This is a genomic window from Pseudomonas sp. 14P5.3.2 (assembly GCF_057799175.1).
In genome coordinates, this window is sequence record NZ_JBYOKU010000006.1 from 112539 (window position 1) to 124411 (window position 11873).

General features: G+C 61.5%; 10 protein-coding genes. 3 read left to right on the top strand and 7 right to left on the bottom strand.

What is annotated here, in order from left to right; translation table 11 throughout:
• Positions 1-64: 64 nt before the first annotated feature.
• Both AC27VU_RS07025 and AC27VU_RS07030 read right to left on the bottom strand, forming a co-directional pair.
• Positions 65-1237: a cystathionine gamma-synthase gene (locus tag AC27VU_RS07025; RefSeq protein ID WP_103520846.1), complete on the bottom strand. Its 1173-nt coding sequence runs from the start codon at positions 1235-1237 to the stop codon at positions 65-67.
• Positions 1234-2610 (bottom strand): pyridoxal-phosphate dependent enzyme, encoded by a 1377-nt coding sequence (locus AC27VU_RS07030; protein ID WP_003225732.1) that lies wholly within the window; start codon positions 2608-2610, stop codon positions 1234-1236. The genes AC27VU_RS07025 and AC27VU_RS07030 overlap by 4 nt, the downstream gene beginning before the upstream one ends.
• A 392-nt stretch (positions 2611-3002) precedes the next feature.
• Between AC27VU_RS07030 and metE the strand changes: the two genes are divergently transcribed.
• Positions 3003-5291: a 5-methyltetrahydropteroyltriglutamate--homocysteine S-methyltransferase gene (gene metE / locus AC27VU_RS07035; protein WP_488723759.1), complete on the top strand. Its 2289-nt coding sequence runs from the start codon at positions 3003-3005 to the stop codon at positions 5289-5291.
• A 123-nt stretch (positions 5292-5414) separates the two neighbouring features.
• Here the strand turns inward: metE and AC27VU_RS07040 are convergent, their stop codons facing one another.
• The gene (locus tag AC27VU_RS07040; RefSeq protein WP_003225729.1) at positions 5415-6350 is read right to left on the bottom strand and encodes a Ppx/GppA family phosphatase; all 936 of its coding nucleotides are present in this window, start codon (positions 6348-6350) and stop codon (positions 5415-5417) included.
• 296 nt (positions 6351-6646) lie between these two features.
• Between AC27VU_RS07040 and AC27VU_RS07045 the strand changes: the two genes are divergently transcribed.
• Both AC27VU_RS07045 and map read left to right on the top strand, forming a co-directional pair.
• Entirely contained in the window at positions 6647-6874 is a 228-nt protein-coding gene (locus tag AC27VU_RS07045) for a ParD-like family protein (RefSeq protein ID WP_003225727.1), read from the top strand.
• The gene (map, locus tag AC27VU_RS07050) at positions 6871-7662 is read left to right on the top strand and encodes a type I methionyl aminopeptidase (RefSeq protein WP_103520847.1); all 792 of its coding nucleotides are present in this window, start codon (positions 6871-6873) and stop codon (positions 7660-7662) included. Before AC27VU_RS07045 ends, map begins: the two co-directional genes overlap by 4 nt.
• Before the next feature lie 132 nt (positions 7663-7794).
• On the opposite strand, the gene AC27VU_RS07055 is transcribed toward map, so the two are convergent.
• Genes AC27VU_RS07055 through AC27VU_RS07070 form a run of 4 tightly spaced genes read right to left on the bottom strand, consistent with a single transcriptional unit; the run spans position 7795 to position 11749 of the window.
• Positions 7795-8949, bottom strand: coding sequence for an ABC transporter ATP-binding protein (locus tag AC27VU_RS07055; RefSeq protein WP_103520848.1), 1155 nt, complete (start codon positions 8947-8949; stop codon positions 7795-7797).
• 17 nt (positions 8950-8966) lie between these two features.
• Complete coding sequence (locus AC27VU_RS07060) at positions 8967-9776, bottom strand: ABC transporter permease (RefSeq protein WP_003225722.1); 810 nt, start codon at positions 9774-9776, stop codon at positions 8967-8969.
• Positions 9777-9782: 6 nt separating this feature from the next.
• The gene (locus AC27VU_RS07065) at positions 9783-10727 is read right to left on the bottom strand and encodes an ABC transporter permease (RefSeq protein WP_003225721.1); all 945 of its coding nucleotides are present in this window, start codon (positions 10725-10727) and stop codon (positions 9783-9785) included.
• Positions 10724-11749 carry an ABC transporter substrate-binding protein gene (locus AC27VU_RS07070; protein WP_003225720.1) on the bottom strand — a complete coding sequence of 342 codons (1026 nt, stop codon included), beginning with the start codon at positions 11747-11749 and terminating at the stop codon, positions 10724-10726. The genes AC27VU_RS07065 and AC27VU_RS07070 overlap by 4 nt, the downstream gene beginning before the upstream one ends.
• Between the last annotated feature and the right edge of the window lie 124 nt (positions 11750-11873).

Sequence of the window (11873 nt, forward strand, 5' to 3'; positions counted from 1 at the left end):
AGCACTGGCCGCCTACTCGAACACCAAAGCCCGCATTGCTGCGGGCTTTGTCGTTGTTGCAGGATCAGATTTTCGTCAGTGCGTGCGCCAGATCGGCGCGCAGGTCTTCGAGATCTTCGACACCCACCGACAGACGCACCAGGCCATCGCCGATTCCGAGTTTGGCGCGGGTTTCAGCGGGAATGGTCGCGTGGGTCATGATCGCCGGGTGCTCGATCAGGCTTTCGACACCGCCGAGGCTTTCGGCCAGGGCAAAGATCTTCACGTTTTCCAGAAAACGCCGTGCGCCCTCCAGATCACTGTTCAGATCCACCGAGATCATCCCGCCAAAACCATGCATCTGCCGTTTGGCCAACTCATGCTGCGGGTGCGACGGCAGGCCCGGGTAGTAGACGCGTTTGACCTGCGGTTGCTGCTCCAGCCACTTGGCCAGTTCCAGCGCGTTGCTGCAGTGACGTTCCATGCGCAGCGCCAGGGTTTTTACCCCGCGCAGGGTCAGGAATGCATCGAACGGACCGGAGATTGCGCCGACCGCGTTTTGCAGGAAGCCGAGTTTTTCCGCCAGTTCAGGGTTCTGCCCAACCACTGCGATACCACCGATCACGTCGGAGTGACCGTTCAGGTACTTGGTGGTCGAGTGCAACACGATGTCGAAACCCAGTTCCAGCGGGCGCTGAATGTACGGGCTGGCAAAGGTGTTGTCGGCGACGCTGATGATCCCGCGTGCACGGCAGATGCGCGCAATCGCGGCCAGATCCGACAGGCTCAGCAGCGGGTTGGTCGGTGACTCGACAATCACCAGGCGTGTGTCGTCCTGCAGCGCCGCTTCGAACGCCGACAAGTCAGTCAGATCGACGTAGCTGAAACGATGCCCGGCACTGCGCTGACGCACCTTGTCGAACAGGCGGAACGTGCCGCCGTACAGGTCATTGCCGGAGATCACGTGCGATCCGGCATCGATCAGTTCGAGGACAGTGGAAATCGTCGCCAGCCCGGAAGCGAAAGCGAAGGCGCGGGTGCCACCTTCCAGATCGGCCACACAGCGCTCCAGGGCAAAGCGCGTCGGGTTGTGCGAGCGCCCGTAGTCGAAGCCCTTGTGCACGCCGGGGCTGTCTTGCAGGTACGTCGAGTTGGCGTAGATCGGCGGCATCAGCGCACCGGTGGTCGGGTCAGGCTCTTGCCCGGCGTGGATCACCCGGGTCGCGAAGCCTTGGGATTTATCGTCGTGCTGACTCATGCGAGGGATCTCCGTAATTGGTTGAGCATGTCGGTGCGGGTGATCAGGCCGTGGAAGCCCGAGGCGTCGGCGATGATCGCCACCAGGCCGCGACTGAGTACCGATTCCAGCTCAGAAAGGGGCGCTCCGGGGGCGAGGGTTTGCAGTTTGTCGGTCATTACGCTGGAGACCGACTGACTGAAGCGCGCGGCGTCTTCGTGCACGGGCAGCAGGATGTCCGATTCGTCGATCACGCCGACCAGTTGTTTGCCTTCAACCAGCACCGGCAACTGCGAGACATCCGCCAGGCGCATGCGCTGGAACGCCGTCAGCAAGGTGTCGTCAGGGCCGACGCTGATCACGCGGCCATCTTCGAAACGCCGGGCGATCAGATCGCGCAGGTCGCCATAGCGTTTGCGCTGCAACAGGCCCTGATCGGTCATCCACTGGTCGTTGTAGACCTTCGACAGATAACGCGTACCGGTGTCGCAGACGAAGCTGACCACGCGTTTCGGCTCGGTCTGTTCGCGGCAGTAACGCAGCGCGGCGGCGAGCAGGGTGCCGGTCGACGAGCCACCGAGAATGCCTTCGGCGCGCAGCAACTGGCGCGCGTGGTCGAAGCTTTCTTCATCGCTGATCGAGTAGGCGTGGCGCACGCTGCTGAGGTCGGTGATCGACGGAATGAAATCTTCGCCGATGCCTTCCACCGCCCACGAACCGGGGGTCGGCATCGTGCCGTCGCGGCTGTACTGAGCCATTACCGAACCGACCGGGTCGGCGAGGACCATCTCCAGATCCGGTTGTACGCGTTTGAAGAAGCGGCTAAGGCCGGTCAGGGTGCCGGAGGAACCGACACCGACCACGATCGCGTCCAGATCATGCTCGGTCTGCGCCCAGATTTCTGGCGCGGTGCTGCACTCGTGTGCCAGCGGGTTGGCGGGGTTGTTGAACTGGTCGGCGAAGAACGCGCCGGGAATGTCTTTTGCCAGTCGTGCGGCCACGTCCTGGTAATACTCGGGGTGGCCCTTGCCGACGTCCGAGCGGGTGATGTGCACTTCGGCGCCCATGGCTTTCAAGTGCAGGACTTTCTCGGTGGACATTTTGTCCGGGACTACCAGCACCACGCGGTAGCCTTTGGCGCGACCGACCAGTGCCAGGCCCAGACCGGTATTGCCGGCAGTGGCCTCAACGATGGTGCCACCCGGTTGCAGGCGGCCGTCGCGTTCAGCGGCATCGATCATCGCCAGACCGACGCGGTCCTTGATCGAGCCGCCGGGGTTTTGTGATTCCAGTTTGAGAAACAGTGTGCAGAGGCCGGTATCGAAGCGGGTAACTTGTACCAGCGGCGTATTGCCGATCAGCCCAAGTACGGCAGGGCGTGAATCCTTTGACATTTCTTCACCTCTTGTAGTGGTGTTGATCGCGTTCCATTCGCGGGGAAAAGCTCGCGTGCAACATAGGCGCAGACATGATCTGTCGCAACCTTTAGTCAGCCGCCGATACAGCCATTTCGATCTAACCATAGAACAGAATCGAAGCCTGCAAAGGCTGGGTTCCAGAGGGTTTACATCAAGGCGCCATTGAGTATTCAAAGGGCGTCGTAACCGTCCGCCACAGCTTGATTTGCGGACGAATATCCTGCAGAGCAAACGGTGTTTTCAGCGAGCACACAGCTGATAGCTGATCATGAGGGAAACTTGTGATCATCAAGATTAAAATGAGTTTGTCTCACTAGCGCTCGATCCCGACAATGGCCGCCATCAATAAGACATTGGAGTTGTTTGTCATGGCATTGGCCCATTCCCTCGGATTTCCGCGCATCGGTCGCGACCGCGAACTGAAAAAAGCGCAAGAGGCGTTCTGGAAAGGAGAACTGAACGAGGCCGGCCTGCGTGAAGTGGGTCGCGAGTTGCGCAAGGCCCACTGGGCGTTGCAGAAGAACGCCGGGATCGAGCTGCTGCCGGTGGGGGATTTCGCCTGGTACGACCAGGTGCTGACCCACTCACTGATGTTCGGGGTGATCCCCGAGCGTTTCCGTCCGCACGATGGCAAGGCCAGCCTGCAGACCCTGTTCAGCATGGCCCGTGGCGTCAGCGACAGCTGCTGCGGCGGTGCGCACGCGCAGGAAATGACCAAGTGGTTCGACACCAACTACCACTATCTGGTCCCGGAATTCAGCGTTGATCAACAGTTCCAGCTCGGCTGGGAGCAGTTGTTCGAAGAGGTCGAAGAAGCCCGCGCACAGGGGCATAACGTCAAACCGGTGATCATCGGCCCACTGACTTATCTGTGGCTGGGCAAGGCCAAAGGCGCCGAGTTCGACAAGCTGGAACTGCTTGATCGCCTGCTGCCGCTGTACGGGCAGATTTTCGCGCGGCTTGCCGCCCTCGGCGTGGAATGGGTGCAGATCGACGAGCCGATTCTGGTGCTCGATCTGCCGCAGGAGTGGAAGAACGCTTTCGAGCGTGCCTACAACCAGATCCAGCGTGATCCGCTGAAGAAACTGCTCGCCACCTACTTCGGTGGTCTGGAAGAAAACCTCGGTCTGGCCGCCAATCTGCCGGTCGATGGCCTGCACATCGATCTGGTGCGTGCAGCGGAACAGTATCCGACCATCCTTGATCGCCTCCCGGCCTACAAAGTGCTGTCGCTGGGTGTGGTCAACGGCCGCAACGTCTGGCGCTGCGACCTGGAACATGCGCTGGCGACTTTGCAGCACGCACATGAGCGTCTGGGTGATCGCCTGTGGGTCGCGCCGTCCTGCTCGTTGCTGCACAGCCCGGTGGATCTGGGCCGCGAAGACAAACTCGATGCGGAGCTGAAAAGCTGGCTGGCGTTTGCCGTGCAGAAGTGCGAGGAAGTCGCGGTGCTGGCGCAGGCGGTCAACGAGCCGGAAGCGCCGAAAGTGCTGCGCGCCCTGGCCCAAAGCCGCTCGGTGCAGACCAGCCGCGCCGCCTCGCCACGCATTCATAAACCGGCGGTGCAGGCCCGTGTGGCGGCCATTACCGCGCAGGACAGCCAGCGCCAATCGCCATTTACCCAGCGCATCGCCCAACAACGCGCCGGTCTTGATCTGCCGCTGTTTCCGACCACGACTATCGGTTCGTTCCCGCAAACCGCGTCGATCCGTCTGGCGCGGCAGTCGTTCAAGCAAGGCAAACTGAGCGAAGCCGAATACACCGAAGCCATGTACAGCGAAATTCGCCACGCCGTGCAAATCCAGGAACAGTTGGGCCTTGATGTGCTGGTGCACGGTGAAGCCGAGCGCAACGACATGGTCGAGTACTTCGCCGAGCAACTCGACGGCTACGCGTTCACCCGTTTTGGCTGGGTACAGAGCTACGGTTCGCGCTGCGTGAAACCAGCGGTGATCTTCGGTGATTTGAGCCGTCCGCAAGCCATGACCGTGGAGTGGATCCGCTACGCGCAGGGCCTGACCGGCAAGGTCATGAAAGGCATGCTGACGGGTCCTGTGACCATGCTGATGTGGTCGTTCCCGCGCGAAGATGTGTCCCGTGAAGTGCAGGCGCGGCAACTGGCGCTGGCGCTACGTGACGAAGTGGTGGATCTGGAAGCCGCCGGGATCAGGATCGTGCAGATCGACGAAGCCGCATTCCGCGAAGGTCTGCCGCTGCGGCGCGCGCAATGGCAGCACTATCTGGACTGGGCAACCGAAGCGTTCCGCCTGTGTGCCTCCGGTGTACGCGACGAAACCCAGATCCACACGCACATGTGCTACAGCGAATTCAATGATGTGATCGAGTCCATCGCCGCCATGGACGCCGACGTGATCACCATCGAAACCTCGCGCTCGGACATGGAACTGCTGGAGGCGTTCGAGGCCTTCGATTACCCGAACGAGATCGGCCCGGGCGTCTACGACATCCACTCGCCACGGGTGCCGGATGCTTCGGAAATGGCCAACCTGCTACGCAAGGCGGCGCAGCGGATTCCGGCGGAGCGGTTGTGGGTCAATCCGGATTGCGGCTTGAAAACCCGTGGCTGGCCGGAGACAGAAGCGGCATTGGTGCACATGGTTACCGCTGCCCGCCAGTTGCGCAAAGAACTGGCGTAAAGCGCTAACTCTGTCTCTGTGGGAGCGGGCTTGCTCGCGAAAGCGGAGTGTCAGCTAAATAATTTTCGACTGACACTCCGCCTTCGCGAGCAAGCCCGCTCCCACACTGGAGTGTGTAGGGTGTCAGTGACGGCTCATCAAGCCGTGCAACACACCCAGGCGCAGCCCCGGTTCCGAAGGCACCATCTGCGAAATGCCAAACACCTTGAACGCCGCCAGCATCAGCACCAATCCGCCGGGCAAAATGCTCTGGCGATGCGGCTGCAGACCGGCGAGTTTCAGCTGCTGCACGTTCTTCACTTTCAGCAGCAACAGCGACAGGCGCAACAGTCCGCCGTAGGTAATGCCGTCCTGACCGAAATCGTTCAAGCGATTGGCCTTGAGCACTTTGGCCAGCATCCGCGCCGTGCCCGACGAGCCAATGGTCTGTTGCCAGCCCTGAGCGCGATAACGGCGGGCGACTTTCTCGAATTGCAGGATCGCCACGCGCTCGGCTTCCTGCAGCGCACCGGGCGCAATCCGTCCGTCAGGGAAGTAGCGTGCACCCAGAGTGCCGCTGCCGATGGCGATGCTTTCGGTGAGCAGCGGCTGCGAACCCTGGCCGAGAATCAGCTCGGTGGAACCACCGCCGATGTCGACCACCAGGCGCATGTCTTCGGCGCCCGGCAGGGTATGGGCGACGCCGGCATACACCAGTCGCGCTTCTTCATGGCCGGAGATGACGTCGATGCGAAAACCCAGATGGCGTTCGGCACTGTGCAGAAACAACTGCGCATTGTCGGCCTCGCGCACCGCGCTGGTCGCCACTGCCCGCACCTTGCCGGCCTCGAACCCGCGCAGTTTCTTGCCGAACCGCGCCAGCGCCTGCCAGCCACGATCCAGCGCCATTTCGTCCAGCGCACCGCCGTCGAAGCCTTCGGCCAACCGCACCGGTTCACGCAGGGTTTTGACCTCCTGAATCATGAAACCCTTACGACTGCGCACCGACTGGCCGATCATCATCCGAAACGCATTCGAACCCAGGTCGATGGCGGCAAACAGCGAGGCGTCTTCTTTCATGGGAATCCCTGCAAAGCATCCGTCGAAGGCTCAAGACGGTTTGCGAGGATTCTGCGGTGCGGTTGATGACATCCTGATGACGGGGCAGGGGCGGTTCAGTGAATTATCGGCTGTCATGACACTGTCATTATCCGGCGACTATCCTGAGCCCAATACATCGCGTGTTCTTAAAGTTTTTGCTGCCTCTTTGGGCAGCTTTTTTTTGCCCGTGATTTGGCAATCCTACGCAAGGTTTGCAATCGTGGGCGTCGTCTGGCTAATATACGATCCATATACACTTTGTATCGGATTCGGATATGGGCATCGTAAAGATTTCAGAAGACATGCACGAGAACCTGCGCATCTCCAGCAACGCGCTCAGCCGCTCGATCAACGCGCAGGCCGAGCACTGGATGCGCATCGGCATGCTCGCCGAGCTGCACCCCAACCTCGACCACAGCGCCATTTGCCGCTTGCTGATCCGCGCCGAACAGAACGGCGGGCTGGATCTGCATCAACTGACTCAGGAAGCCGTCAGCGCATGAGAAACCAGATCAAGATCAATACCCCCGCCGAAATCGCCCAGTCCCGTGCTGCCGGCAAGCTGGCCGCCGACGTACTGGCGATGCTGGTGCCGCACGTCAAGGCCGGGGTGACCACCGATGAGCTGGATCGGTTGTGCAACGACTACATCGTCAACGTGCAGAAAGCGATTCCGGCCAACGTCGGTTATCACGGCTTCCCGAAAACCGTCTGCGCCTCGGTCAACGATGTGGTGTGCCACGGCATCCCCTCGGGCACGCCGCTGAAGGATGGCGACATCGTCAACCTCGACATCGCGGTGATCAAGGATGGCTGGTTCGGTGACACCAGCCGCATGTACGTGGTCGGCGAGGCGACGCCTGAAGCACAACACCTGATCAAGACCACCTACGACGCGATGTGTGCGGGCATCCGCATGGTGCGTCCGGGCGCGACGCTGGGCGACATCGGTCATGCGATCCAGAGTCTGGCGGAGAGCGAAGGTTTCAGCGTGGTGCGCGAGTATTGCGGCCACGGGATCGGCAAGGTGTATCACGATGAGCCGCAGATCCTGCATTACGGCTTTCCCAATCAGGGCATGAAGCTCAAGGCGGGGATGATCTTCACCGTCGAACCCATGCTCAATGCCGGCAAGCGCCATGTGAAGAACATGCCGGACGGCTGGACGGTGCTGACCAAGGATGGCTCGCTGTCGGCGCAGTGGGAGCATATGGTCGCGGTGACCGAGACGGGTTTTGAAATCCTGACGGCGTGGCCGGATCAGATTGAAGGGTTTGCACCGATTAGCTGAGCGCCACAAAAAAACTGTGGGAGCGGGCTTGCTCGCGAAGGCGGTGTGTCATTCAACATAAACAGTGACTGACACACCGCTTTCGCGAGCAAGCCCGCTCCCACAAGGGGATTTGCGGGGTTACCGGGATCCTCAGTGGGCGCCGGCGGCTTTGTTGAGGTCGCTATCGGTCCATTCGGTGTAGACGCAGGCATCCGCCGTCGCCCAGCGCACTCGCACCGGATCGCCAGCCTTGAGCGGCATGCCCGCCGCCGACAGCGCTTTAACCGTCATCGAAGTACCGCCCGACGTCACCACGCTGCAGGTCTGGCTTTCGCCAAGAAATAGCACCTCCATGACCTTGGCCGACACTTCATTCCAACCGGCGGCCAACGGCTCGTCGCTCGCCTGCTGCACGCTCAGCGCCACAGCTTTTTCCGGGCGCACCATCAGCAGCACATCCTGCTCGGTGTGCAAGCCGGCAGTCAGGCGAATCGACAACGACTGCCCCTCAAAGCTCGCCGCCGCATTGCCTTGGGCCTTGAGCTTGAGGAAGTTCGAGTTGCCGAGGAACGACGCAACAAACGCATTCGGCGGGTTCTGATACAGGTCATAACCGCTGCCCAAACCAACAATCTTGCCGTGACTGAAAATCGCGATGCGCTGCGACAGACGCATGGCCTCTTCCTGATCGTGGGTGACGTAGACGATGGTGATGCCCAGGCGCCGATGCAGCTGGCGCAGTTCATCCTGCAAGTCTTCACGCAGTTTTTTATCCAGCGCGCCGAGCGGTTCGTCCATCAGCAGGATGCGTGGCTCATAGACCAGCGCCCGGGCGATGGCGACGCGTTGCTGTTGTCCGCCAGACAACTGCGAAGGGCGGCGATGGGCGAACTGTTCGAGCTGCACCAGTTTCAGCATCGCATCGACGCGCTTGTCACGTTCGGCGGCAGCGAGTTTGCGAATCGCCAGCGGGAAGGCGATGTTGTCGCGCACCGACAGATGCGGGAACAGCGAATAACGCTGGAACACCATGCCGATGTCGCGTTTGTGCGGCGGCACGTTGACCAGCGACTGACCGTTGACCAGGATCTCGCCGCTGCTCGGGGTTTCGAAGCCGGCGAGCATCGACAGCGTGGTGCTTTTGCCCGAGCCGCTGGAGCCGAGGAAGGTCAGGAACTCGCCGTCCTTGATGTCCAGCGAGATGTTGTCGACGGCGGCAAAGTCGCCGTAGTGCTTGTTCAGATTGCGCAGGCTGACCAGGGGTTTGTCGTTCTGCTGGGATGCGTCTTTGATCACGGCACTCATGTCGTACTCCTGGGCGCTCAGGCGCTGATTTCGTTGCGCCGGCGCAGCGCGGCGGCGATCACCATGACCAACACCGACAGGCCGATCAGCAGCGTCGAAGCGACGGCGATCACCGGGGTCAGGTCCTGGCGCAGGGTGGTCCACATTTTCACGGGAAGGGTTTGCAGGGTCGGGCTGGCCATCATCACGCTGAGCACCACTTCGTCCCACGACACCAGAAAGGCGAAGAGGGCGCCGGCGACCATGCCCGGGCGGATCGCCGGGAACGTCACCTTGAACACCGCTTGCAAGCGTGAGGCGCCGCAGATCACCGCCGCGTCTTCAATCGACTGATCGAACAGCTTCAGCGAGTTGATGATCGAGATGATGGTGAACGGCAGCGCGACGATCACATGGCTGACGACGAAGGCGAACAGGGTCCCGGTGTAACCGAGCTTGAGGAACAACGCGTACACCGCCACCGCGATGATCACCAGCGGCACGATCATCGGCAGGGTGAACAGGCCGTAGAGCATTTCCCGACCGGGGAAGCGTCCGCGCACCAGAGCAAACGCGGTTGGCAGACCGAGGGCCACGGCGCAGATCGTGGTCAGCACGGCAACCTTGAGGCTGGCCGCAGCGGCGTTCATCCAGTCGGCGTTGGAGAAGAACTGGCCGTACCATTTCAGCGTCCAGCCCGGCGGCGGGAACACCAGCCACTGCGACGAGCCGAACGACAGCAGGACGATGAACACGATCGGCAACAGCAGGAACAAACCGATCAGCCCGGTGGTTGCATACAAGCCGAAGCGCATCCGCCGGCTCATGGCATTGGGAGTCAGGAGCATCTCGGCTTACCTCGCGTTGCTGGCGCCAACCGGGGATTCCGGCTGAAGCTTCAGGTAGAAGTAGAACAGCACCAGCGTGATCGCGATCAGCAACGCGGCGCCGGCACTGGCCAGGCCCCAGTTGAGGAACGATTGCACCTGCTGAATGATGAACTCCGGCAGCATCATGTTCTGCGCCCCGCCGAGCAGCGCCGGGGTGACGTAGTACCCGAGCGACATCACGAACACCATCAACCCACCGGACGCCAGACCTGGCCGGCACAGCGGCAGGAACACCCGGAAGAAGTTGGTCCACGGACTGGCGCCGCAGATCGAGCCGGCCTGCAGAATCATCGGGTCGATGGCCTGCATGGTCGCCTGCAACGGCAGGACGATGAACGGGATCATGATGTAGCTCATGCCGATCACCACGCCGGTCAGGTTGTGCACCATTTCCAGCGGCTGATCGATGATCCCCAGCGCCATCAGCGCCTTGTTGATCACGCCCGAGGCTTGCAGCAGCACCAGCCACGAATAGGTGCGGGCGAGCAGGCTGGTCCACATCGACAGCAGCACGATGTTGAGAATCCAGCGGCCCCAGCCGCGCGGTACCAGGGTGATCGCCCAGGCCAGCGGAAAGCCCAGCAACAGGCTGAAAATCGTTACCAGTCCGGCCACCGAAAAGGTGTTGAGCAGCACCCGTGCATACGCCGAGTTGGCGAACAGTTGTTCATAGTTGCCAAGGCCCGGGGTCGGTTCCAGCACGCCGCGCAACAGCAGGCCAATCAACGGCGCGAGAAAGAACAGGCCGAGGAACAGCAGTGCCGGGACGAGGTTGCCGGCGCCGCGCCAGCGTTGTCTGAGGGACGGGGCTTGCGCCATTGCACTCGCCTTGCCTGTGGCCGGACCGGCAGCGCTCGTGGCGCTCCCGGTGGCAGTGGAGGGACGGGACGCGGTGGCCGCCATTTTCATTTGACCAGCCATTCGTTCCACCGTGTCGCGATGGCTTGACCGTTCTTGGCCCAGTACGCGAAATCAAGAGTGATCTGATCCTTAGCGTAGGCAGTCGGCAGGTTCGGGGCCAGCACCGAGTCCAGGCGCGCCACGCTGTCGACGTTGACCGGGGCGTAGGCGGTCAGGTTGGAGAAGTCGGCCTGGCCTTTGGCACTGCTGGCGTTGGCCAGAAACTTCATCGCCGCGTCCTTGTTTTTCGAGCCTTTTGGAATCACCAGAATGTCGGCCATGACCAGGTTCTGCTTCCAGCTCACGCCGACGGGGGCGCCGTCCTCTTGCAGGGCGTGAATCCGGCCGTTCCAGAACTGGCCCATGCTCGCTTCACCGGAGGCCAGCAGTTGCTGCGACTGCGCGCCGCCGCCCCACCAGACGATGTCTTTCTTGATGGTGTCGAGTTTCTTGAAGGCGCGATCAAGGTCCAGCGGGTAGAGCTTGTCGGCCGGCACGCCGTCGGCCAGCAGCGCCAGTTCGAGCACGCCGGGGCTTGGCCATTTGTACAGGGCGCGTTTGCCGGGGTAGGTCTTGGTGTCGAACAGCGCGGTCCAGTCTTGCGGCTTGGCCGCGCCGAGCTTGCCTTCGTTGTAGCCGAGGACGAAGGAGAAGAAGAACGAGCCGACGCCGTAATCGCTGACGAAACGCGGGTCGATCTTGTCGCGCTGAATGACTTTGAAGTCGAGGGGTTCGAGCAGGCCTTCGGCGGCGGCGCGCAGGGCGAAATCGGCTTCGACATCGACCACGTCCCACTGCACGTTGCCGCTTTCGACCATGGCTTTGAGTTTGCCGTAGTCGGTCGGGCCGTCCTGCACCACGGTGATGCCACTGGCCTTGCTGAACGGATCGGCCCAGGCCTGTTTCTGCGCATCCTGGGTGCTACCGCCCCAGCTGACGAAGTTCACGCTTTCGGCGGCCATTGCAGCCTGGCCGGTCACGCTCAGCAGTCCCGCAAAAAGGATTGCGGTTGCAGCTTTGTTCAACACCATTTTCACGCCCTCATTGTTGTGTTTTTGAGCGGGCTTGCGTTGTTGCCCGCCTGTCGGGAGCAGTAGCCGGACGGTTTTTCAGGTCGTTCGGTCTATGGAATATCATATTATGGTATTCCAAACT

Bases quoted from the DNA above. Each gene is read 5' to 3' on its own strand.
- AC27VU_RS07025 (WP_103520846.1), bottom strand. From the start codon at position 1,237: ATGAGTCAGCACGACGATAAATCCCAAGGCTTCGCGACCCGGGTGATC.
- AC27VU_RS07030 (WP_003225732.1), bottom strand. From the start codon at position 2,610: ATGTCAAAGGATTCACGCCCTGCCGTACTTGGGCTGATCGGCAATACG.
- metE (WP_488723759.1), top strand. From the start codon at position 3,003: ATGGCATTGGCCCATTCCCTCGGATTTCCGCGCATCGGTCGCGACCGC.
- AC27VU_RS07045 (WP_003225727.1), top strand. From the start codon at position 6,647: ATGGGCATCGTAAAGATTTCAGAAGACATGCACGAGAACCTGCGCATC.
- map (WP_103520847.1), top strand. From the start codon at position 6,871: ATGAGAAACCAGATCAAGATCAATACCCCCGCCGAAATCGCCCAGTCC.
- AC27VU_RS07070 (WP_003225720.1), bottom strand. From the start codon at position 11,749: ATGGTGTTGAACAAAGCTGCAACCGCAATCCTTTTTGCGGGACTGCTG.
- AC27VU_RS07060 (WP_003225722.1), bottom strand. From the start codon at position 9,776: ATGCTCCTGACTCCCAATGCCATGAGCCGGCGGATGCGCTTCGGCTTG.
- AC27VU_RS07040 (WP_003225729.1), bottom strand. From the start codon at position 6,350: ATGAAAGAAGACGCCTCGCTGTTTGCCGCCATCGACCTGGGTTCGAAT.
- AC27VU_RS07055 (WP_103520848.1), bottom strand. From the start codon at position 8,949: ATGAGTGCCGTGATCAAAGACGCATCCCAGCAGAACGACAAACCCCTG.
- AC27VU_RS07065 (WP_003225721.1), bottom strand. From the start codon at position 10,727: ATGAAAATGGCGGCCACCGCGTCCCGTCCCTCCACTGCCACCGGGAGC.